19 protein-coding genes are annotated in these 22,316 nt (G+C 37.4%); 11 read left to right on the forward strand and 8 right to left on the reverse strand.

The genetic code is table 11. The features are described from left to right. The 6 genes from WC955_07445 to WC955_07470 form a co-directional block, all read right to left on the reverse strand. On the reverse strand, positions 1-2,098 hold a 2,098-nt coding region (locus tag WC955_07445; GenBank protein MFA5858885.1), incomplete at its 3' end, for a PAS domain S-box protein. Positions 2,099-2,131: 33 nt separating this feature from the next. Then, complete coding sequence (locus WC955_07450; protein ID MFA5858886.1) at positions 2,132-4,525, reverse strand: PAS domain S-box protein; 2,394 nt, start codon at positions 4,523-4,525, stop codon at positions 2,132-2,134. A 357-nt stretch (positions 4,526-4,882) separates the two neighbouring features. Further along, the gene (locus WC955_07455) at positions 4,883-5,797 is read right to left on the reverse strand and encodes a glycyl-radical enzyme activating protein (protein ID MFA5858887.1); all 915 of its coding nucleotides are present in this window, start codon (positions 5,795-5,797) and stop codon (positions 4,883-4,885) included. Beyond that, entirely contained in the window at positions 5,754-7,838 is a 2,085-nt protein-coding gene (locus WC955_07460) for a pyruvate formate lyase family protein (protein MFA5858888.1), read from the reverse strand. The genes WC955_07455 and WC955_07460 overlap by 44 nt, the downstream gene beginning before the upstream one ends. Before the next feature lie 16 nt (positions 7,839-7,854). Next, a complete protein-coding gene (gene pyk / locus WC955_07465; GenBank protein ID MFA5858889.1) occupies positions 7,855-8,871 on the reverse strand; it encodes a pyruvate kinase in 1,017 nt (338 codons plus the stop codon). Between the two features lie 39 nt (positions 8,872-8,910). After that, positions 8,911-9,597 (reverse strand): isoprenylcysteine carboxylmethyltransferase family protein, encoded by a 687-nt coding sequence (locus WC955_07470; GenBank protein ID MFA5858890.1) that lies wholly within the window; start codon positions 9,595-9,597, stop codon positions 8,911-8,913. 135 nt (positions 9,598-9,732) lie between these two features. Between WC955_07470 and WC955_07475 the strand changes: the two genes are divergently transcribed. The 4 genes from WC955_07475 (at position 9,733) to WC955_07490 (ending at position 12,569) form a co-directional block, all read left to right on the forward strand. Continuing rightward, a complete protein-coding gene (locus WC955_07475) occupies positions 9,733-10,518 on the forward strand; it encodes an MBL fold metallo-hydrolase (GenBank protein MFA5858891.1) in 786 nt (261 codons plus the stop codon). A 25-nt stretch (positions 10,519-10,543) separates the two neighbouring features. Continuing rightward, positions 10,544-11,635, forward strand: a complete 1,092-nt coding sequence (gene rsgA, locus WC955_07480) for a ribosome small subunit-dependent GTPase A (protein ID MFA5858892.1) — start codon at positions 10,544-10,546, stop codon at positions 11,633-11,635. A gap of 80 nt (positions 11,636-11,715) precedes the next feature. After that, positions 11,716-12,045, forward strand: a complete 330-nt coding sequence (locus WC955_07485; GenBank protein MFA5858893.1) for an ArsR family transcriptional regulator — start codon at positions 11,716-11,718, stop codon at positions 12,043-12,045. Next, on the forward strand, positions 12,042-12,569 hold the full coding sequence (locus tag WC955_07490) for a hypothetical protein (protein ID MFA5858894.1): 528 nt from the start codon (positions 12,042-12,044) through the stop codon (positions 12,567-12,569). The genes WC955_07485 and WC955_07490 overlap by 4 nt, the downstream gene beginning before the upstream one ends. A 12-nt stretch (positions 12,570-12,581) precedes the next feature. On the opposite strand, the gene WC955_07495 is transcribed toward WC955_07490, so the two are convergent. Together WC955_07495 and WC955_07500 are read right to left on the reverse strand one after the other, a co-directional pair. Beyond that, positions 12,582-12,794 carry a winged helix-turn-helix transcriptional regulator gene (locus WC955_07495; GenBank protein MFA5858895.1) on the reverse strand — a complete coding sequence of 71 codons (213 nt, stop codon included), beginning with the start codon at positions 12,792-12,794 and terminating at the stop codon, positions 12,582-12,584. A gap of 141 nt (positions 12,795-12,935) precedes the next feature. Then, a complete protein-coding gene (locus WC955_07500; GenBank protein ID MFA5858896.1) occupies positions 12,936-14,330 on the reverse strand; it encodes an RNA-binding domain-containing protein in 1,395 nt (464 codons plus the stop codon). A gap of 289 nt (positions 14,331-14,619) precedes the next feature. On the opposite strand from WC955_07500, the gene WC955_07505 reads away from it, so the two are divergent. The 7 genes from WC955_07505 to WC955_07535 all read left to right on the forward strand — a co-directional run bounded on the left by WC955_07505 (position 14,620) and on the right by WC955_07535 (position 22,312). Further along, entirely contained in the window at positions 14,620-15,426 is an 807-nt protein-coding gene (locus WC955_07505) for a site-specific DNA-methyltransferase (GenBank protein MFA5858897.1), read from the forward strand. A gap of 2 nt (positions 15,427-15,428) precedes the next feature. After that, on the forward strand, positions 15,429-15,857 hold the full coding sequence (locus WC955_07510; protein MFA5858898.1) for a hypothetical protein: 429 nt from the start codon (positions 15,429-15,431) through the stop codon (positions 15,855-15,857). After that, positions 15,848-16,492, forward strand: coding sequence for a MutH/Sau3AI family endonuclease (locus WC955_07515; protein MFA5858899.1), 645 nt, complete (start codon positions 15,848-15,850; stop codon positions 16,490-16,492). Before WC955_07510 ends, WC955_07515 begins: the two co-directional genes overlap by 10 nt. 249 nt (positions 16,493-16,741) lie before the next feature. Beyond that, positions 16,742-18,010 (forward strand): N-6 DNA methylase, encoded by a 1,269-nt coding sequence (locus WC955_07520; GenBank protein MFA5858900.1) that lies wholly within the window; start codon positions 16,742-16,744, stop codon positions 18,008-18,010. After that, entirely contained in the window at positions 18,011-20,566 is a 2,556-nt protein-coding gene (locus WC955_07525; protein ID MFA5858901.1) for a sensor histidine kinase, read from the forward strand. Continuing rightward, positions 20,563-21,591 carry a hypothetical protein gene (locus WC955_07530; GenBank protein MFA5858902.1) on the forward strand — a complete coding sequence of 343 codons (1,029 nt, stop codon included), beginning with the start codon at positions 20,563-20,565 and terminating at the stop codon, positions 21,589-21,591. Before WC955_07525 ends, WC955_07530 begins: the two co-directional genes overlap by 4 nt. A 1-nt stretch (position 21,592) precedes the next feature. Then, a complete protein-coding gene (locus WC955_07535; GenBank protein ID MFA5858903.1) occupies positions 21,593-22,312 on the forward strand; it encodes a hypothetical protein in 720 nt (239 codons plus the stop codon). The last annotated feature ends 4 nt before the right edge of the window (positions 22,313-22,316 follow it).

A 22,316-nucleotide genomic window follows, 5' to 3' on the forward strand; every position in this document is an offset into this window, starting at 1 on the left:
CCTGTTTATATATCTCAACTGCTTGTTCTCCATTCCTGGCAGTAACAACATCGTATCCAAGTTTGGCAAGCATTTTCTCTGCTATTGCTAATATAGATTCTTCATCATCCATAACCAGTATCCTGCCGTTACCGGGTATTACACTCTCAACTTCCACTTCCTCTTCTATCGCTTCCTCTACGGCCGGTAAAAGAATAGTAAACGTAGTTCCTTCTCCGGGTATAGATTTAACTTTGATCTCGCCGCCATATTTTTTTATTACGGAATATGCTATTGCCAGGCCTAACCCGCTGCCTTCATGTTTTGTAGTAAAAAAAGGGTCAAAGATTTGGGGTAAAATAGTATCCGGTATTCCTGTACCGGTATCCTCAACTGTTAAGACATTATACTTACCCTCTGCTAACAACGGGTTTTCCATGCCGGAATTGATAATACTGCCAAGCCTTATGTTTATTTTACCTCCGTTGGGCATCGCCTGTTGTGCGTTTATCAATACATTCTCTATCACTTGTTCAATCTGTGACCTATCAGCATTTATGAATAAAGAATCGCCACTGGATTCTACTGCGTACTCAATATTTGTCCTGTGAAGCAAGATTACCATTCCATCGACTGCTTCTTTAAGGTTGAATACTACCTTCTTAAACACACCGCCTTTTGAAAATATCAATAGTTGATGTGCCAATGTTTTTGCTTTCATTGTTGCTTTTTGAGCGTCATTAAGGATTTCCTGATTTTCCTTTGACTGGTTAACGCTTTCTTCCAATAGGCTAAGATTACCGATAATCACAGTAAGGTAATTATTGAAATCATGCGCGATCCCGCCAGCCAGGACACTGAGGCTCTCTAACCGCTGTGTTTGCTGGATCTTTTGTTTAATCTTCGCTTTTTGTCCCTCATACTTTTTTCGTTCGGTAATATCCCTGGTAATACCCAATACACTTGTTGCGATACCTGCCGCATTCCGAAGAAATTTTACTTTTATTTCAACATTAATAATTGAACCGTTTTTGTGTATTTCATCCACTTCAAATATACGTGTACGATTTGGGTCCATACCAGGAACGTTTTCTTCCTCTAACCCTTTCTTTAACTCAACCATTGCTTTTTTATATGATTCCGGTGTTAATTTTTTTTCCAGTGGCATTTTGATTGCTTCCTCTAAAGCGTATCCTAAAAGGCCAGTTATTGATGGGCTATAATACGAATATTTCATGGATTTCAAATCAATCACCCATATTACATCTACAATATCTTCCGCGATATACCTGAATTTCAGTTCCGATTCAACTAATTTGCTTTCCATATTTTTTCGTTCGGTGATATCGCGATTAACAGCGATAAAACCTATCGGCCGATTTACATCATTTTTCACTATTGAAACAGTTGACATAATTGACATGAGAGTACCGTCACGACGGTTCTGGGTTACCTCGCCTGTCCAGCAACCATCTTGCGAAATCTTTTGGAGCACAATATCGAGCGACTTTCCAATATAATCATTTTGGATAAACATCTCCATTGGATGTCCAATAACTTCGGAGGCAGCCCAACCGTATTGCTTTTCTGCCATTTTGTTCCAGAATTGTATGTTGTATTGCATATCCGTTGCAATTAGGGCATCCGATATATTTTCAAGTAAATTTGCTGAATACTGGAGTTTTTCTCCATTTTGTTTATGCTCAGTGACATTGTTAAAAACAGCAACAATTTCACCCGACGATAGGCGATAAACAAAGTTTTCGTAATAATTTGTAAGCTGATGGTCCGTATATTTTTTAACAGGGTAATATTCGGAAATTCCAGTTTTCCACACTCTCCTGAATACTTCCAGTAATCCGAATTCTTCAATCCCGGGCCGAACTTCAAATATTGACTTCCCTATTAGATCTTCTTTTTTTTCTCCATCAATTTTTTCCCCTGCTTTATTGAAATCTACAAATATGAAATCTTTGCCGTCATCTACACACCTATAGACTGCCACACCGCTATTTATATTATTGAACAATTCCAAATACCTGGTTTTAAATCCGCATATTTTCTGTTCTACAGTTTTTTGGGGTTTACTCTTAACTGTGGCTTTAACTTTTTTTATCACATTTACCTCATTCAAGCGTGTTTACATACATTATTATTTACCCAAAACTTCTTTTACAGCAACGAGCAATTGTTTTAACTCAAAAGGCTTCTGAATGTACTTATACCCCTTTTTCTGTATCATTTTCCACTCGGATTTATCGTCAAGATACCCGCTAGATAAAATTATTTTGAGTTTAGGATTATCTAACAGCAGTTGGGTAACTAATTCAAGGCCTGTTTTATCCGGCAGTATGACATCGCTGATAACCAGGTTAAAATTCCCTTTTTCAGTTTTATATACTTCAAGCGCTTCTTTAACAGTTTTTGCTATAAACACAATATAGCCATTTGATGAGAGAAACCTCTTAACCATTTTGCTTATTCCTTCTTCATCTTCAACAACTAAAATTCTTTCTCCGTGCCCTTTAACATCTTGATACTTAGTTGTCTCTTTTGTTACTTCCACACCAAGTGTTGCTGAAGATTTAGGAAGGTATATTTTAAATATAGTTCCTTTACCGGATTCGCTACAAACATTTATCCATCCTTTATGCTGTTTAACAATACCATATACCACTGACAGCCCAAGGCCCGTACCTTTCCCTACGTCTTTTGTTGTATAGAACGGTTCAAATATGTGCGGTAAAACGTTTTCACCTATTCCTATCCCACTGTCCTGAAATGAAAACCTGATAAATCTGCCGGGATATGCGTCAATAATAGGCATAGCTTGTTCTTTATCTAATATTATATTCTCAGTTTTTACAGTCAGGATTCCTCCTATAGCCATTGCATCACGTGCATTGTTTGTTAGATTCACAATAATTTGTTCAATTTGTGATTCATCCGCAGAAATATCCCATAGATCAGGAACCAAATCCATTTGTACTCGAATATCCTCGCCAATAATGCGTTTTAGCATTTTTGCTATGTTTTCTATAATCCTGTTTACATTAAGGTTTATTACATTCATAGGTTGTTTTCTGCTGTAAAGAAGTAATTGCCTTGTAAGATCCGCTGCGCGGCTGCTAGCTTTTATTATTTCATTTACATCAGCATTTATGGGATTCGTTTCGTTTATACTGCTCTTTATCAGATCAGAATATCCTTTGATGGTGGTTAGCAGGTTATTGAAATCATGCGCAATACCGCCGGCAAGAATGCCAATGGATTCAATTTTCTGTGATTGTAGAAGCTGGTATGTCAGTTTTTCTTTTTCTTCTTCCATCCGCTTATGCTCGGTGATATCCTGGAAGATACCCTGTATTACTTTTTTTCCTTTTAGTTCTATTATAGAAGCATTTATTTGTACCAGGGATTGAGTTCCGTTCTTCCTAACAATTATTGCCTCGTCATACGATATTTTTTCTTTTTCAACATGATCCCGAAATTGCTTTTCATAAATTTCTTTTTCATTTAAAGGATGTATCAGAGATCTATTCATTCCAATGATTTCTTGTTTGTTTCTACCCAATAATATTTCTGCACTTTGGTTCGCATCAAGGATTATTCCGGTATCAACATCTGCAATAATGATTGCATTATTAGATTGTTCGAATATGTTCCTATATTTTGCTTCGCTTTGTTTTAGTTCGTTCTCTGTTTTCTTGCGCTCACTGATGTCGTTGACAAATAGATTTATCCCAACAACTTTTCCATCCTGAGAATTAATCGGGTTCCAGTTAAATTCATAATAGCTGCCTGTATTTGGCTGAAATTGCTGTTCAACAAAACTTTCTCCATTAAGCACGCGGTCAAAACTAATCTTTGCAGCTGACCTAGTTATCGGAATGCTGATGTAATCCAGCATAGATTTACCGATTTCAATTTCGGCGTTATATACTTTTTTCATTTCCAAACGATGGTTCTTGTTAAAAGCCATATAACAGTAATGTTTATCAAGTGCAATAATAAGCGTTCTTGCTGCGCTATTGATGATAGAATCTAGAATAGCATTCTGTAAGCTCAATTGCCGATTGTATGCTTTGAGTTGTTCCGCTTCATTATTTTTTAGGAGTAACTGTTGCTGCTGAAGTGTTATTCGTGATTTTTCCGCTAATTTGCGCTCTGAATTATCCCGGATGTTGCACTGTATGACTTTTCTATCGCCTTCTTGATAAACATTGCTTACAAACTCAAATTCCAGACGTTTACCGTTTTTGGTTTCCAGGGGTAAATTGTCATAACGGATATATTCTTTGTCCTGTAATTTCTTAAAAGATACTTTGCTTGCAACAGTATTTTTAAAAAGGCCTAGTTCCCAGAGATTCTTACCAAGCAACTCCTCTTTTGTATATTCAAGCATTTTAATTAAATAAGGATTAATATCTATTATTTTACCCGTGCTTGCATCAAGAATTAATATCCCATCTTTTGCAGCTTCAAAAAGGCGGCGGTAACGGATTTCAGAAGTAATAAGTTTTTCGTGTAACGCTGTTGAATTCATAATATTACCCTCCCCACCCAATTCTATTTTCGTAAGAATACCCGTGACACTGCATTGCTATAAAAATAGCTGACATATTTATTGTAAGCAATTCTGTTAAAACGAGGAAGTGCCGAGTTCTGCATATTACTGACTTTTTTCTACTATGGTTATATTAACCCGTACAAGTCTGATAAACTACCTGATGATAAGTAGCGGTGTTATGCTGAGCTCAGATGGAAGATGAGGTTTAACCAGGAAAATCAACAATTATTAACCGCATACTCGGTGAAGACAAACAAACAGTCGGTGCTGTACGTAAAGGTGATAACCGGGGCTGCGTGAACTTCAACTTAGGAAGTGGCAACAATGCAATTTCTATATAAGACTTATATTGTCATCAAAAGAAATTGCTTTAGAGACAGAACATAACCTTTTGAATTCAGTATTACTTATACCAGCAGGAAATACCGGAGGCTTCTTACCGAGAAAATTCCATTTGTACATTCCCAGATTGTGATATTTTAGCAACAATATTTTGTTAACCATTTTCAAGCGGGTAACGAATTTTGTTATCCCCACAATTTCATTTCTTGTGCTGTTAAATCCCGGTATCACAGGTATCCGTATTACCATAGGGATTCCGGTTTTTGAGATAAGTTCCGCGTTTTCCAGGATCAACCTATTTGACACACCGGTTGCTTCCCTGTGTTTCTTATCATCAATATGCTTGATATCCAGCATTACAATGTCCGTATACTTTAGTACCGATAACAAACCGTTCTTGCTTCCATACCCGCAGGTCTGTAAGGCTGTAGAAATCCTGTTTTTCTTACATTCCATAAAAAAGTTTGTCACGAACCCGGACTGGTTAAGAGGTTCGCCTCCCGATACTGTTACCCCTCCGGAACTGTAATCGTAAAACACTTTATCTTTCAATACTTCTTTCATCAGGCGGGGAAGAGATACTTTTGTACCAACAATTTCCCTTGCCGATACCGGGCATCCGGCAGTACAATCCCCGCAGGTTAGACATTTAGCTCTATCGAATCCTTTTTGTGTCACCGCACCTGTCTTACATGATTTTATACAGTGATGGCAGGATATACATTCGGCTTTATTAAAAAACAAGTCCGGTTGGCTGGACCACGATTCAGGATTATGGCACCACCAACAGTGTAAAGGACACCCTTTAAAAAACACTGTTGTCCTGATCCCCGGCCCGTCATGGATCGAGAACCGCTGGATATCAAATACTACCGCTTCCCTGTTCTGTCCTGCGGATGATATCATCCTGTACCTCTTTCGATAAATGTACAAAAAATGCGCTGAACCCTGATACCCGTATAATAAGGTTGCTGTACTGTCCAGGATTTTGTTGAGCAGCTTTCATTACTTCCGTTTTGGTTACGTTGAACTGTAATTCCTGTAACCTCATTTTGACGAATGCTTTCAGTAACGCAGCGAACCGGGCTAACCCAGCCTCACCCGCGAGTATTGACGGGTTAAGCTTCATATTAACAACCGTACCCCCGGTTACTGAAGTGTAGTCGATGTTTGACAATGATTCCATAATAGCGGTCGGGCCTGATTTATCCCGCCCGAAATGCGGAGACGCAGCATCGCTTAACGCAGTACCCGCGTACCTGCCATCAGGCGTCGCACCGGTTTCTTTCCCCGCACGGATGTTTGCGGTATTCGCTGCCATCAAAGGTACATACCGACCGTTATACAGCGGGATTCTATGTTTATGCACTGCCTGACAAAAAGTTTTTGTGATATCCCTCGCTATTTTATCAACATAAGGATTACCATTCCCGTACTTCGGCGCTTTGTTGATAAGCTGCTGCTGCAGAATTTCGTAGCCTTCAAAGTTGTTGTCAAGCGCGTGTACCAGTTTTTTTACCGTACAAACTTTGTCCTCAAAAACCAGTTTTTTTATGCTGGCAATAGAATCTGCTGCTGTTGCCATGCCCATCCCTGCAATACCGTGAAATCCGGGATACCGCGTTCCTCCGGCATTAATATCCCGCGCTCTTTGTATGCAATCCAATGTAAATGCTGAGATAAACGGGTCCATATACTTATCTACCGGAAACCGTAACTTATACGCATTAATTATTTTTACATGCTGCGCTACACCGAGCTTAACCTGTTTGTTGAACGCTGAAATAAACTGTTTGTAAGTACCCTCCGTGTTTTCCCGTAATGCATGGTTGACACATTCGAGGATGTTGAACCTGCTATCCGACCAAGGCGGTTGTTTTCCCGGTAGAAAGGTTTCGATACATCCTACCATACAATAATCGCGGCTATCTTTAAGAGAAATACCCTTTTTCATAAGCGCGCGGATCAAGACTTCATCGTTGAATACCGCAGGGAATCCTATCCCCGTCCGGATAACTTTTCCGCAAGCTTTAAAAAACTTATCCGCTGTTTTGTCGTGTAACCTCGCACTGAGGTTACTGTTCGGCGTTTTAACTGCTGCGGTTGCTTCCAAACAAATGTAGCTCAATTCGTTTACCGCATCTTTCCCGTTGGGTTTAACCCCGCCTATACAGATGTTTTGTATAGTATTCGGGATGCCGGGTTCTTCAAGTTTTACCCATAACTGTTGCACGAGGTTGAGCGCTGTTTCCCGGGAAAGTGTTCTGCGGTTGATATCGCGGATGTAAAAACTGTATAGGTACTGATCAACCCGTCCTAACGCCATTGCGCCTCTATACTCAATAGCGAAGATTAGGTGGATGAACCAAACAAGTTGGAGCGCTTCCCGAAAAGTGGCGGGTTGTTTCTCAGCGATGTTTCTGCAGATACGCGAAAGTTTTGATAATTTACGAGCTTCACAACTTTCTGCGTAACGCAAGATAAACTGTATTGTTGAGTTAAGCGTAATAATTATTGCGGTAAGAAAATCTTTCTCATCCTTTGACTTTACTTGTTTTAACCGTTTTTCTGCGCGATTACGTATCCCGGGTAAGCCTAATTTCAGCAATGTTGCATAGTCCACCGCGGCATGGTCGTAGTTCGACTGGAAAGTTCGCCTTCCGATTTCGTTATACTTTTTTGTATAAAGTTCAGCAGACCGGGCTGTGATACCAGCCGGATAAGTATCCGAAAACAAGCCTTCTAATGAACCGATAATAAGTTCGTCATCGTGGATTATAACCTTACAGTTTTCCAGGACGGCTTGAAAAGCTAACGCCCTTAGAATGGGTATTGGCTGTACCCCACAGGTTTTTGTATAAACCCTACCCATCCACACCGTGCGCAGGTCGTGTTTTGGCAACGTTTTCGCCCGGAAATATGTTTGTAGTTTCTTCCAATCTTCCATAATAAAACATTCTTTCCTATCCCATAATTCTTGATTTTTCTGTAAACTTAAGGATTTTGTTCATCATATCAACAGCTTCCGTAGGATAGCGGCCCGCAGCGGTTTCACCGGAGAGCATTACATAATCTGTACCGTCCAACACAGCATTGGCAATGTCGGTAACTTCAGCACGGGTTGGCCGTAAGTTATCCGTCATACTTTCCAGCATCTGTGTTGCTGTGATTACAAACTTACCCGCGCGATTGCATTTCTTAATAATTTCTTTCTGTACCATAGGTATTTCGTAAATAGGGATTGAAACGCCCATGTCTCCCCGCGCAATCATAATACCGTCAGAAGATTCAATTATTTCGTCGATATTGTTAATACCCTCACGGTTTTCTATTTTTGAGATAAGTTTACCGGTATAACAATGCCTTGCCAGTACTTTCCGTACATTAAGTATATCAGTTGTATTTCTAACGAACGACTGTGCAATATAGTCAACTTTTTGTGCGATACCAAAATGGATATCAGAAATGTCTTTTTCAGATAACCCAGGAAATTTCAGCACAGCACCAGGGATGTTGATCCCTTTATGTTCTTTTATAATCCCCGGAACGATTACTTCTGTCTTCAGGTAATCCATAGAACGGCCTTTCACAAGAAGTGTTATAGTACCGTCATCGATAAACACCTGGGATCCTGTTTTAATATCGTTCAATGAACCTTCATAATCGAATGGAATAATATTTTTCCCTATCCGCGCTGGTTTATTTGTGAGATATACAACATCTTTTTTTTTGATCTCAATATTATGTTTAAGTTTCCCTATTCGTATCCGCGGGCCTTCAAGGTCTTGCAGTATCCTGATACGACGCCGGTATGTTTTGTTGAGCTGCCGTATCATACCAATACGACGTTTATGGTCAGTTTGTGACCCATGCGAAAAATTCAAGCGCGCAACGTCCATCCCCGCGAATACCAGTTTTCTAATGACTGTAGCAGTATCGCTTGCCGGGCCGATTGTACAAACAATTTTTGTTTTAACCATACCTATCCTCGTTTATAGATAATCATTATGTTCAATTGTCTACCACACACCGGGGAACAAGCGGTATTTAACCTTTTGCGTGTACTCTTGATACCCCGTCAAATTTTTCAATAGTTCACGTTCCTCCCCGATTATCCTCGGGATGAATACTAACACAAACATGCATGCTGGGATCATTGCCCAGTAGGAACCTAACGCCAGCGGAGTGAACGAATAAAAAATGATTAGTGACAGGTACATTGGATGACGGACAAACGCGTATGGGCCGGTATCGATAACTTTTTGTCCCTGCTCAACCTCAATAATACGTGACGCGTAACTGTTTGTTTTAAATACATATATTGTCATCATATACCCTAGAAAGACTATTACAAATGAGATTATTGTCAACACAAGCGGGACATCCGACCATCCAAACCGTTTATCGAATCCTGGCAGCATAAAGGTAGGGAGGTATAATAGTAATGATAGTTTAACGATAAGTTTTTGATCTTTCTGTTTTTCCTTCATCCTCACCCTGCGTTCAAGCAGTTTTGGGTCGTGTTTCAGTAAGTATAACCCGAATATTGACATCGGAATCGCAATGATAAAAATGTATACCCATCCTTCCCAATATTTCAAAGTCCAGGCTGGCAAAAAAAATAGTGAACCTAAAATTACAAAGACGCCGATGAAAAGCAGGATTACCTTTTTTTTCAGCGTTTTTAAATTCACTTCTTCGTTCATATTTCCTCCTTGTGCTCACGAAAACTTTGAGTAGATTATACCACATTGCTGCGATCCAATTATATTTTGGCAGTCTATAAACTTATGTATTGTCCAATCCGATTCTAGTGTGTATAATTATGTAAGAGTTAATTTATGAAAAAACTGATATTTATTGTATTCACAATATTATTTGTGTACGGCTGCACAGTGTTCAGTATCACGCCAAGCGCTAAACGCAACCCTGTACTACAGAGCGTACGGTTATCAAATGATGTGGTACTCACACATCTTGGCGCGGTACATATGTACGTTATGGGAATCGTTAATACTGACTTTCTACCAGCAGGGTTTATGATCGAAACTCCGGATAAAATAATATATATCGATCCTTTAGGATTTACAGACCCCAAACCTGCGGACTATATTTTTGTTACGCATGCACACAGTGACCATTTGGCGTTGAATGATATCAAGAAAATAGCTAAACCCGGGACTGTTGTTATCGGGCCATTGGAAGTTACTAAAACATTACGCGGGTACACAACAAAAAATGTAGTACCAGGCGAAAAATGTTCTATGGACGGTATCAGCTTTGAAGTAGTACCGGCGTACAACGTTAAACCCGGGTTTTTGGGTATAATCCCTCACGCGAAATCGAGTAACAAAGCTGGGTATATTATTGAAACCCGCGATGTGAGGATCTACCATGCCGGGGATACGGACTATGTCCCCGAAATGGATAATATCAAAAATATTACCGCAGCGCTTCTGCCTATCAACGGCGATAACTTATCAATGAGTACCGAACGTGCAGCTGAGCTGTCCAACAAAATCGCGCCGTCTATCGTAATCCCCATGCATTACGAACCCGGGAAAAACTATGCGCAACAATTTGAACGGCTTGTAGATAAACAAATTAAGGTAATAGTATTGGAGTAAGAGAGGGTTTAAGGAGCTGTATTTAATGAACCTACACGAGTTGGGATGGAACGAATTCCACGAGAAAAATTATAACGAGATAAAGACGCAAACAACTTTTCCTGCCCGAGTTGTAAAAGCAGATAGAGAAAAATATTTGGTTTACAGCGCTTTTGGCGAGCTAACCGCTGAGCTTCGAGGAATATTGCGGTTCAAGCCGGAATCGATGAACACTTACCCTGTTGTCGGCGACTGGGTGGCTGCAGAAATGATGGATGAAGGCAATACTGCCATAATCGCCGGCGTTCTTCCGAGAATGAGTAAGTTTTCCAGAAAAGTGGCTGGCGATGTGACAGACGAGCAGGTGTTGGTAGCGAATATTGACACCGTGTTTTTGGTCAACGGCCTTGACGGCGATTATAACCTCCGGCGCATTGAGCGTTACCTGTCCGTTACACAGGAAAATAAATTGACTCCTGTTATCGTACTGAACAAAACCGATATGTGCCCGGATGTTCAGGAAAAGATTAAGGAAGTGGAAACTGTTGCGTTAGGGATTCCTATAGTAACGATGAGCGCTCTTAATAGCGATGGAATCGACAATATCCGGAAATACATTGTTGCAGGAACTACCACCGCCTTCCTGGGCTCTTCGGGCGTAGGAAAATCAACAATTATTAACCGCCTGCTCGGAGAAGAAAAACAGAAAGTCGGCGCGGTGCGCGCACGTGACTGCCGGGGGATGCATATAACCACCCAGCGAGAAATGATACTGCTTCCCGGCGGCGGGATTGTTATTGACAACCCCGGGTTACGCGAACTACAACTATGGATAAACGAAGGTACGTTAACTAAAACTTTCAATGATATTCAGGAACTTGCGGTTGGATGCAAATTCAGTGATTGTACACATACCAATGAACCCGGTTGCGCTGTGACAAGCGCAATAGAAAACGGCAAGCTGGATGATAAACGGCTGCAAAGCTATATTAAACTGAAGAAAGAACTGAAGTATCTAGCGACCCGCAAACTAACAAAAGCGCGGAATGTAAAGATAGTTACTGAAAAGAAAATCAGTAAGTTAGTGAAACAGATATATAAGCACAGAAGAAAGAATAGGTATACGGTTGACAATTAACTAACGCTATTATATAATGACCATATATTATAGTCATACGACCATATTATATGGTCATACGTTTTATTGGGAGGGTATTTATGTTAGAATCCTTGTTCGGCAATATAGTAGCTGAAAAAGTGTTGTTCTTCATACAAGCGTACGGAGACGGATACGCAAGGAAAATGTCCAGGGTATACGATATACCGCTCAACGGTATTTTACAGCAGCTACGGCGCCTGGAAAACGGCGGTATTATTGTCGGCCAGGATAAAGGCAGGACCAGGTTGTATACATTCAACCCAAGATATCCTTTTCTACTAGAACTCAAAACGCTTCTGCAGAAAGCTATGGACTTATTGCCTGAAGAAGAAATTGTGAAATACTACCGGTTGAGGACAAGGCCTAGAAGAAAAGGCAAGCCGTTATGAACAAAGATTTACGGAATATCGGTACCAAAGAGTTAGCGATTTTGGTAAGCACTGAGTTGGCAAAACACGGGATTGACGCGGTACTGGTAGGCGGGGCGTGCGTATCGATATATTCGCGTAATAAGTACATTTCAGGCGACCTCGATTATATTACGGCTGTACCAACAGAAAAAATTGTTAAAGCGTTAAAAAGTATTGGGTTCACAAAGAAAAAACAATGCCGGGAGTTTATTAACAACAACTGCCCGTTTTTTATCGAGTTCCCCCCGGGCCCGGTCTCCATAGGAAACGAAGTGCCGATAACAAAGTTCAATAAAATAAAAGCTCTTAAGCTATTCACTCCAACGGATTGCGTGAAAGACCGGCTTGCTGCGTTTTATCATTGGAATGACCTGCAGTCCCTGGATCAGGCAATAATGGTAGCAACAGCGCAAGAAGTTAATTTAAAAGAAATAGGACGATGGTCTAAGAGAGAAAACGCGCTTGTGAAATTCAAACGTTTCCGGGAGTTACTAAATTCGTGAAGGGGTTAACTACTACTGTTTCATGCCAATTTTTATTATCTCCCAATGGCCCGTGCTGGTTGAACCGCATCGTTTGATAATATTTTTGTTTCTCAACCGTTTCAAATATTCCTTTACTGTATCTGAATCAATATTTAACGCCTGCGCTATTTCTGCCCGTGATATCCTCTCGTTTTCTTTTATTAAAACCAATATTCTGGTTTCTAGCTCTGTTAGTACCTGCAAATGTTTATCCCCCTCAGCTTGGGGGGTAACTAGGGGGGGTAACTGGGGGGGTGGGACGTTGGAAAGTGACCAAAAATCCGCTCTTCAATTTCCTAAACTCTGCCTTTACGTTTGCTTCCTGGCAAGTTGCGAATATCCGTTTCAACCCGGTTTCACTATCTCCCAATAGCCGCCCTTATCCGGCCCAATTCGGCGGATCAATTTCTTTTCTTTTAACTTTGAAAGATTTTCTTTTATTTTCCTATCTGACATTTTTACAATTATTGCTAATTCAGCAATCGTGACGTGTCTATTCCGTCTTATGATAACTAATATTTTCCGTTGATTTACTGTGACCTTTTCTGGGACTTTTACTGTGACCTTTTCTGGGACCTTTACAGTGTCCCTTACAGTGTCTTTTACAGTGTCTTTGCCTGGGACAGAGACAACTTCGTTACCGTCGGAGTGTTTGCGTTTAAACACTGTAATAAAATGAGTCCCTACTTCTTTAAACTTAGTACCCGGTTCTTTGGACATAATCAACCTTATGCCCCGTCCCCATTTTTCGATAAAATGTACGCGGTGAAATAGTTCGGATATCAATTCATTCCTGCGTTCTGAAATCATCTCAGTTTTTATTTGGGCTATCGTCAAATTACCGTAAAGTAAGCCCGGGCTTCGTATTTCCAGCCGGTTTTTGAAAATCGCGATGTTCACAGAATCCGGTTCAAAATAGTTGCGATGGCAAAAAGCGTTGATAATTGCTTCCCGGACCGCTTCTTTATCGATTTCCGGGAGGTCTATCCTACGCAAGCCTTCCAACCTCATACCGATATGAATATGTTCTAAGATATACTCCTCGGCACGTTCAATCAGGTAAAACAAGTCGCCGTCAAAATCTTTCATATCAAGCGGGTAAGAAGTGTCCGTAGTAGCAAAAACTGCGCATCTGAGTTTTGCGTTCGAGAAAAACGTTGTTGGTTTTCTGCCAAAAAGGATTATCGCGGTATTCAAAACTTTGCCGTCAATCATTAGTTTGAGTTTGTTTAGTGAACTCTTCAAAGTGTCGTATTTCAACCCAGCTATTTTTAGGAATGATTTGAGCTTACGGGAACTGATATCTCTGACATTAGCTTCCGAACAAATGCCGGTGTCCCACCGAAGTTTGTCTTTATTCTTTGCTAGAATCATATTCTCCAATTCCCTCGCGCTTAACTGCCGGTCTGTAGAACCGACCCGGATGTACGCGCGGTTATACGCGAAATACGGGATTGCTGAACCGGCGAATTTTATGTAGACACATGTTTTACCTGCCAACTTTTTTGCGGTTACGTTCGGAAATATCTTGGGTTCAATATTTTCGGATATTAACCGGGAAACATCGCGTAATGTTTTGTCGCTTATGTCCTGCCCCACGATTTCGCCGGTGTCTTTTATACCGAAATAGAGCTCGCCGGTTTGGTGTTTGTTTAATATAGCGGAAATCGCGATTATTGCTTCTTTGTGTTCAGACGTGCTCTTTTTGAGTTCTAACGTTTCGGATTCACGGATTTTCATCGTATTCTCCCATCCCAACTGTATCAATACTTCACGCGATTACGTAACCAATATGATATTCATTGTACAACTTACTGCGGAAGGAAAGCAAAACAAGAATGTTTTCAAACTGACGATGGATTGCATTTTTTCGAGGATTTTTTTTAAATTATTTGTTATCATAATAGTTGATATATATTGATTTCGACAGAAAATACGTTTTGTTTATTGTTGGTTTAAATGTGAAAGCGGGGTTAAAATGGCAGAAATTTTGGGATTAATTACTACACCGTATGATGAAATGGTAATTATGATAAAAGAATATTACAAGAAGCCTAGGTTTAAGTTATACCATTCCGATTGTTTGAAAGTATTGCCGGAACTTCCAGAAAATTCAGTTGATATGATTTTTGCTGACCCGCCTTATTTTCTTTCAAGCGGTAGCTTTACTTGTCAAAACGGGAAAATGGTAAGTGTAAAAAAAGGCGATTGGGATTTGAGTAATGGAACCCAAAAGAATTTTGAATTTCATGTTGAATGGATAAAAGCCTGCCGACGAATATTAAAACCAAACGGAACAATTTGGATTAGTGGAACGTACCACTCAATTTATCAATGCGGTTTTGCCCTTCAAATTGCGGGATTCCATGTGCTTAACGATATTGCATGGTTTAAGCCGAATGCATCGCCGAATTTGAGTTGCCGTTTTTTTACTGCAAGTCATGAAACACTTGTATGGGCAAGAAAAGATAAAAATGCAAAACATATTTTTAATTATGACTTAATGAAAAACGGCACTTGGCCCGAGGATGCGTTAAAGAAACCCGGTCTTCAAATGCGCTCGGTTTGGGCAATGGGGACCCCTAAAAATATTGAAAAGAAGTTTGGCAAACATCCCACGCAAAAGCCAGAACATTTATTGAAGAGAATTGTGCTTGCAAGTACGAATAAGGGCGATTTAATCGTTGACCCCTTTACAGGAAGTTCGACAACAGGTATTGCCAGTTATCTCTCGGGAAGGAAATTTATCGGTATTGATATTGAATCAAAATATTTGGATTTATCAATAAAGCGATTTGAGGAGTTAGAACGCAATTTGAAAAATAGGTATTCATAAATATGAACACAAAAAACAAAAATATACTCATAAAAAAGATAAACCAGTCCATTTGGTGGCATGTAACACCTAGAGATCCAGACGCATATAAAAAACGTGGAAAGTTTCTTGCATCAACATATCAGCAAGCAGAATTTTATGGCAGGCCAAATGATATTCCTGAAAAAGTAAATATTACGAATCCAGTATATGGAACTTCGGAAACAAATATTCTCAAAATATTATTCCCAATGAATTATAAAAAATTGTGCCTTTCTGACTTAGACGATCGTAAAGATTGGTATAAACGGCGAATCACGCTCGATGCAAAAATGTATAAAAAGGCGCAAAAAATGGGTTATGACGCTATTGTTTTGCTTGGAAGTAGTGCGAATAAATATCTCATGAAAAACAGAAAACCACATTCCATAGAGTTAAATTTATGCAAATAATTACAAGAGCAATAGCTATAAGTAATTTAAAGAAGTATATTGGGCAAGATTTACGAAAACTTGCTCTGCAACATGGAATTACGACTTACGAAACGGGCAAGCAAAATAAGGGTTGGAAAGGACTGGTTTTGGAACGATTGGCAGGACTAAAAACCAATGTTTCAAAAGCGCCGAATGGACTAACTTACGAATTAAAATCTGTTGCTTTCCGCTATGTGAGAGATAATCTTGTACCGAAAGAGACAATGGCGATAACAATGATTAACCCCACAGAATTGAAAGCCCTTCCATTTTTTAAAAGTCATTGTTGGGCAAAGTTTAAAACTATCGTCTTCTGCGCAGTACAGTGGAACGGAAAAAATTCTGAATCAGGAGCGTTATTGAAAGTAGCGAGTTTGGACTTTGCAAAAGATGACGAATTGATAAAAGAAATTAAAGCTGATTATGATTTTATCCGAAATAAACTTATCACCGAAGGTTTTGACGCATTGACTGGAAAAGATGGTAAATGGATACAGGCAAGAACAAAAGGTACTGGTGGAGTAAATCCTCGTACCGGACAACGCCGACCAATTACCCGTGCGTTTTACGCACGAACGGGTTTGGTAAAAAAGATTTTTGAAATAGCGAGCTAATATGACACCACAGATATCATCAATTTTATCAATCATCCATTCTTTATCCTCATTGGATGTTTGACTTTTACATAATCTATTTTGTTCAATAGGCAAAATAGGAAACCCAGCAAGTCTTTTTATAATAGTAATTTGAATTTGAATACGAAAATGAGGTATGATTATCTATGTAGGATTTAATTTTAGGGGAATGGTAGTTCCTTAAAGTTACCAAATTAGCTTTGTTATACAAACCCACTGGGAGGAACTTTGCAGGATTTACTAGTAAACTATAGACCATATAATAAATATTTAGAAAAATTGTTAGTCTCAGAAAATATCAATAATAGTTCTGTAAATGAGGCATTAAATGGTGCTGCATTTCAATATCTTAAAAAGGAAATAGATAACAGTACTTTAAAAAGATGGGGAATCTTTTTTACAGGTCATTCCATGGCTGACCTTTTGATAGAGAATCACAGTAAAGATTTAGAAAAAGGAATTAATGTTTTCGATCCTACTTGCGGCGCTGGTGATTTGCTTATTGCATGTGCTAAGAAATTTCCATATAAAAAAACATTAAAGGAAACTGTTGATTATTGGGGTGAAATGCTGTTTGGTTTTGATGTTCATGAAGAATTTGTAAATACTACAAAACTAAAATTATTATTGTTAGCTAAATCGAAATGCAATTCAGTTGATACATTCAGTATTTCAGAAGTATTTCCAAACATTAAGACGGCAGATTTTTTATCAACAATATTTGATTTTAAAAACATTGACCTAGTTATTATGAATCCTCCATATGTAAATCAAACAATATCTGAAAATGTTGAATGGGGAAGTGGAAAATTATCAATTGCAGCTTTTTTTGTAGAAAAGTGTGTAAAAAATATCTGTGATAAGACTAAGCTTGTTGCTTTATTGCCAGATGTCCTTTGTACAGGGTCACGATATGAAAAATGGAGAAAGATTATTAGTAATAATGCCAAAGAACTTAAGCTTAACAGAATAGGATTATTTGATAAATCAATTGATGTTGATGTTTTTAAATTAGATTTAAAGCAGGGCACAAGTTATAGAAATATAAAATGGCATTTTGCAATCAATTCAAGGAATAAAGTTGATAATTTATTTGATGTGCGTGTAGGAGCGGTTGTACCTCATAGAGATAAGAAAATAGGAAAGAAATATCCATATATATATTCAAGAAACACTCTTCCTTGGAAAGAAATTATACCCTGTCAAGAACAAAGGCAATTTAATAAAACAGTATTTCTTCCACCTTTTGTAGTTGTTAGAAGAACATCTGGTCCAAGAGACAAGCATAGAGCTGTTGCTTCAATTATAAAAGGTAATAAACATGTCGCAGTTGAAAATCATCTTATAATTCTAAAACCAAAAAATGGCGGAATAAAGTTGTGCAGAGAGTTAATGTATAAATTAAAACAACCTTATATAAATGAGTGGCTTAATCAAAGAATAAGTTGTCGTCATCTTACTGTATCTGCAATTGGAGAAATACCATGGAGGGAATAAATGGCTCAATTAAATTTTACCGTAGATAGCGCACTTTTAAGTGAATTGGGCGAAAAATTAGTTCAAAGTGTTCATGTCGCTTTGGTTGAATTAATAAAAAATTCTTATGATGCTGATGCGTCAGAAGTAATAATAAAGTTTGAAAGATATAATTCAGTTAATTTTAAAGGATCTTCTGCATTTCAAGAGGGTGATTTAGCTATAACAAATTTCGAAAACGAGTATAAAAACGAATATGTTCTTGTCAACGAAGTCCTGCAAAAACACAGTATCAATACTAAAAATATTTCAACCATTACAGCAGAACAACTTAGAAATGTTTTCAATGAACTTATTCACATCACGAATCTTATACAACTCCTCGTTGAGAATAAGGAATTGTCAAAAGCTCAAACTGGAGAAACTACTCACGAAACTATATTTGAAAATATGCAGAAATTAGTTGAAATTTACCCGCTCACTTTGAAGAAGAATCATTTTAAAGTTGAAATAACCGATAATGGAGTGGGTATGAATCATGAGGAAGTAAAAAAGTATTGGATGAGAATTGCAACTACAAACAAGGTTGAAAATATTTATTCAAAAATATATGGAAGAAGAAAAACAGGTGCTAAAGGAATTGGTAGATTTTGTTGTAGGAGATTGGGAACTGAATTAAGACTAGAAACAACGTCAAAAAATAATGGCAAATTTGAAAGTACTTCTATTTTTTTTGATTGGTCCAAGTTTCTTCCAGGTAAAGATGTGTCAACTATTAACGTTGTGGGAGAAATGAAGACCGTTAGTGATTCAAAAGTTGGAACAAAACTAATAATAAACGGAAGCAAGATGGATGAATGGAGTAACAGAGGATATGATTTTGTCAAAAGACAATTATCACAACTTGTATCTAATAGAGGACAGCATGTTAAGGGATATAAACCTGATCCGGGGTTTAACATTGTAATTGATGCTGAAGGTACTAGAATGGAAACGAAAGATCTAAGAAATGAGGTTATGGAAGCTGGGTGGGGGGTATTGACTGGTAGAGTTGAAAAAAACGGGATAGCCATATACAATTTAAATGCTTTAAATATAGGAAAAAAGGAAATCAAAGGGGATAAGAAATTTACTGGTCTTGAGGGAATTACTTTTAAAATAGGCATTTTCCCGACAAGGAAAGAACAATGGAGAAATAACAAAATACTTTCAAAAAAGGGCATGAGTGAAACTCTTGAAGAGTGGGGTGGAGTACAAGTTAATCTCAATAATTTTAAAGTTTATGTAGAAGATGATTGGTTAGACATTGATCGCGATAGGGCATTAAGTAAGGGGTCAGTAAAAGGAGGATTGATAGAAATTGCAGAAAGATTGAAATTCATTAATCCATCAAGAGCATTGCTTTCTATGCTATCAACGCGAAGTTATTTAGGAACTGTAGAAATATCTACTGATTTAAAAGGTTTTGAGCCAAAACTTAATAGAGAAGGTTTTTTAGATAGCAAAGAGACTGTGTTACTTAAGGAATTTGTTAGATATGGCATAGATTGGTCTTCTATATACAGAGATTTTTACTTGAGGCAGTTAGAAAGAAAAGAAGTTAGTGATGCAGAATCTCGCTTCGTGAAAATTAGTGGGCAGAAAAATAGTTCCTCAAAAGAAATAGTGGAAAGTGCTATTAACTATATTGAAACTGAAGTGTCAAAAGTGTCTAAACTATTACCAATTGAAAGTAAAAAAGAATTCAATAGTGTAATAGAAAAAGTTAAGGGCGCAAAAGAAGCTATTGTAAAAATGAGTGATGCTAATGAAGAAGAGTTGCATCATCTTCGTTTAATTGCATCTACATCGACATTACTATTAATTTTTAATCATGAAGTTAAATCATTTTTGGGCGTACTTGAAAGATCTAAAAATACATTAAATAGTATTCTTGATAAAGTAACTGGTCAAGAGAAAGAAGATGTCAAAGAAATTATTACTACACTTGGAGATTCAAAAAAACGTTTTTCAGATTTAATAAACATGACCGCACTAATAGGTGTTGATAGTAAAAATGCACCAGAAATGCAACTTGTTTTAAAGAAACATATTGAAAAAGCTATTGATTGTTTTAAACTAATTATTGAAAAATATTCAATTAAAATAGATGTAAATAATGTGCCGGACAATGAAACTATAGGACCATTACAGGAGGCAGAATTATATGCTATTATTTTAAATATTTTGTCAAATTCAATAAAAGCTGTTTTGGCTTCTTCAGAATCTAATAAAATAATTAAAATCGAGTGTATAAAAACAATGAATGAAATAAAATTAATCTTTCTTGATAATGGCATAGGATTAAGTCAAAAATATTTTAATGATGTTTTTATACCTTTTGTTGCAGATCCCGAAAAGACATTGTATGCAAATCTTGACGACAAAATAAATCAAGAAGATAGAATGATTGTTGGCTCGGGTAGTGGGTTAGGCCTTAGTATCGTGAAGGAAATATTACAATCTAAAAAAGGGACTATTCAATTCAATGTCCCCCGAAGTGGCTGGAAAACGGAATTGGAGGTTACTTTTAAATGAATAAAATTAATATACTATGGATTGATGATGAAGCAAAAAGGGATGACAATCGAAAGGCTATAAACAAGTTTTCTTATAAAGATAAGTATGATAATAAAACATATGCAACTGGAGCATGGAAGTTTGTTAATGTTTCTAATAAAGAAAATGGGACTTTAGAATATGTTAGAAATCATATAAAACAGACTGCATATGATGTAATAATAGTAGATCATTTTCTTAGGGCGTCAACGGACATTATAAAATTAGGTAAAACTTGGGCTGGATTCTTAAGGGAAAACCAAATTTTAGCTCCAATTATATGCGTAACCGCTAAAGACAATGAGAATAAGGCTCAAGTATCAAGAACAATATTTAACGAATATGATGATTTATTTTTACAAGAAAACATAGGCGATTCCTTTGAAAATATATTTTCTATAGCGGTGGGATTTAGAAATATTATTGGATTACCTAAAACTAAAGAAGTTGTGAAGTTATTAAAAGTACCTCTTGACGATATCGAAATAATAAAACAAATATTACCTGTATCACCTATCATTAGCTTAAATAAATATAATAATGCAAGAAAAATATATGAATGGTTTAAAACAGATTTTATTGGACTGCCAGGATTGCTGTATAACCGACAATGGGCTGCTAATTTAATAGGAATTAAGGAAGAAAGCTTTGCTAAAATTGAAAACTTATTTCGTGATGCTGAATATGCTGGGATATTTTCAACAAAAAATAATAGGCGCTGGTGGCGGTCCATGATTAAAGATATAGTTTTTGCAAAAACTTCAAAACAAAACGAAAAATCACCATGGGAGGCAGGTCATGGATTAAAAGCAATCACTGATAAAGATTTTTCTATCTGTTTTAAATGTAAAGAAAAATATCCAGAAACAATGGGATATGATGATATATCTACATCAAAGAAGTTTAAACCTTTACACTTTCGTTGTTCTACAGTTGTAGAAGATGTTAAAAAACAACTATTTTTTGAAGAAATACGACGAATGAAAACAAGCAAGGATAAATAATATGCTATCAGAGTATCCTTTAAATCCTCTAGAACTATTTCACAGAGAATTTAAAACAATTCAAATAATTAGAAGTACTGCTAAAATGCAAGAACTATCAAATGTCATATATAGTGATTCTGATAATGCAATGCATAAAATGCCAGTTATTAAAAAACCAAAGGATTTTAAAAAGCATATAAGCACAGAACTTTTAAATTTCGATAGTTGGATTAAATCTGAAGACGAAAAGTACAAGATATTCTTTGGCGGAAAAATAACATTGCATAAATCGAAAACTGAATTTGAACATATTACATATTATTTTGCCGTATTCGATTTGAAAAAAAATACATTAATTCGAAAGTTTCATTTTGATTTTTGTACAGGCAAATCTGATAAATCACAAAAACCTTTCTATCATATTCAATATGCAGGTAGATTGAATCAGTACTTAATAAACGAATTAAATATAAATGATAGCGAACGAGAAGCAATAGAAGAATCTTTAGCAAGTGACTGTGACCTTCCTAGAATTCCTTATATGCCGATGTCCTTTATACAATTAGTATCTCTAATAATAAAGGAATTTTGTCCAAGCAAAGCCGCAGGAATTATTAACGGTAATTGGTATGGACATCTAAAGGAATCAGAGCAGAAATTGTGTGAACGTTTTCATGAAAAATGTGTGAAAACGATAAGAATTGATAACAAAAGTTTATTAATGAATTGTTTTTATTAATAGT

It is taken from the genome of Elusimicrobiota bacterium (genome assembly GCA_041658405.1).
Classification (GTDB): Bacteria; Elusimicrobiota; UBA5214; order JBBAAG01; family JBBAAG01; genus JBBAAG01.

Excerpts from the sequence above, each read along its gene's own strand:
- WC955_07510 (MFA5858898.1), top strand. The coding sequence starts at position 15,429 with ATGAACACAAAAAACAAAAATATACTCATAAAAAAGATAAACCAGTCC.
- pyk (MFA5858889.1), bottom strand. The coding sequence starts at position 8,871 with ATGGTTAAAACAAAAATTGTTTGTACAATCGGCCCGGCAAGCGATACT.
- rsgA (MFA5858892.1), top strand. The coding sequence starts at position 10,544 with ATGAACCTACACGAGTTGGGATGGAACGAATTCCACGAGAAAAATTAT.
- WC955_07500 (MFA5858896.1), bottom strand. The coding sequence starts at position 14,330 with ATGAAAATCCGTGAATCCGAAACGTTAGAACTCAAAAAGAGCACGTCT.
- WC955_07470 (MFA5858890.1), bottom strand. The coding sequence starts at position 9,597 with ATGAACGAAGAAGTGAATTTAAAAACGCTGAAAAAAAAGGTAATCCTG.
- WC955_07455 (MFA5858887.1), bottom strand. The coding sequence starts at position 5,797 with ATGATATCATCCGCAGGACAGAACAGGGAAGCGGTAGTATTTGATATC.
- WC955_07525 (MFA5858901.1), top strand. The coding sequence starts at position 18,011 with ATGGCTCAATTAAATTTTACCGTAGATAGCGCACTTTTAAGTGAATTG.
- WC955_07505 (MFA5858897.1), top strand. The coding sequence starts at position 14,620 with ATGATAAAAGAATATTACAAGAAGCCTAGGTTTAAGTTATACCATTCC.
- WC955_07515 (MFA5858899.1), top strand. The coding sequence starts at position 15,848 with ATGCAAATAATTACAAGAGCAATAGCTATAAGTAATTTAAAGAAGTAT.
- WC955_07535 (MFA5858903.1), top strand. The coding sequence starts at position 21,593 with ATGCTATCAGAGTATCCTTTAAATCCTCTAGAACTATTTCACAGAGAA.
- WC955_07460 (MFA5858888.1), bottom strand. The coding sequence starts at position 7,838 with ATGGAAGATTGGAAGAAACTACAAACATATTTCCGGGCGAAAACGTTG.
- WC955_07530 (MFA5858902.1), top strand. The coding sequence starts at position 20,563 with ATGAATAAAATTAATATACTATGGATTGATGATGAAGCAAAAAGGGAT.
- WC955_07490 (MFA5858894.1), top strand. The coding sequence starts at position 12,042 with ATGAACAAAGATTTACGGAATATCGGTACCAAAGAGTTAGCGATTTTG.
- WC955_07485 (MFA5858893.1), top strand. The coding sequence starts at position 11,716 with ATGTTAGAATCCTTGTTCGGCAATATAGTAGCTGAAAAAGTGTTGTTC.
- WC955_07475 (MFA5858891.1), top strand. The coding sequence starts at position 9,733 with ATGAAAAAACTGATATTTATTGTATTCACAATATTATTTGTGTACGGC.
- WC955_07450 (MFA5858886.1), bottom strand. The coding sequence starts at position 4,525 with ATGAATTCAACAGCGTTACACGAAAAACTTATTACTTCTGAAATCCGT.